Source organism: Pseudomonas brassicae (genome assembly GCF_010671725.1).
Taxonomy (GTDB): Bacteria; Pseudomonadota; Gammaproteobacteria; order Pseudomonadales; family Pseudomonadaceae; genus Aquipseudomonas; species Aquipseudomonas brassicae.
The window spans coordinates 1-732 of the sequence record NZ_JAAHBU010000547.1 but is presented as its reverse complement, the minus strand read 5'-3'; the positions used below and the strand labels follow the sequence as shown (position 1 = coordinate 732).

1 protein-coding gene is annotated in these 732 nt (G+C 53.0%); it reads left to right on the top strand.

Features of this window, described 5'->3' with window-relative positions; translation table 11 throughout:
- Positions 1-366 precede the first annotated feature (366 nt).
- Positions 367-732: hypothetical protein (locus G3436_RS25870; RefSeq protein WP_163951085.1), on the top strand; the 366-nt coding region annotated here is incomplete at its 3' end.

Sequence of the window (732 nt, the reverse complement as noted above, 5' to 3'; positions counted from 1 at the left end):
TCAAGCTCGGCTCCATTCATTCAAGCAAGGACAGAACCATACCGCGACGCTTGTGCTGGAAACCTACAGTCACGAGCACTTCATTCGCTAGGCCTGTTGCCTTGGCTCACTGGGCAACAAGCCACGGTGGTATCAGGACGCGAAAACGGATCGTCCAGCGGTACTTGCAATGTATGTGGCGATGACCCGCCCAACACACCTGCTGTGCCTGGCCATAAGCAGGAGGACGCTTGGCGAGGGGGAGGAAATCGAGGCCAACTGCGAACAGCTCCGGCAGCAGGGTTGGGACATTCAGTATGTGTAAATGTCGCATGATCGGCATCCAAAGTATCATTAGCAGTTTCACTACCATGAAGATGTGATCTGATGACAGACTCACCCCCCCTACAAGCTGCCCTGATTGCGGCCATCATCGCATTCGGCGGTATCCTTGTTCAGCTACTGATCGCCTATCTAGGTAGGCGACAGACAGCGCAGCAACTTGATCTCCAGCAACTTGTGTCGCACCGAACAACAGCAAGCTTCGTTGCTGATAAGCGTCAAAAATGGATTGATGAGCTTCGTACGGACATGGCGTTTCATCTGGCTCTGTCCCAGGAAATCGTATGGAAGTGGGATGCCATGCGTTCTCGGGCAGCGGTCAGAGCAGATCAGGAGGCTAAGGACGGCAAAGGAAATATCGATCAGCTAAAGGTCGACAAAATTCACCAAGACGCAGCAGATGCATTTGCT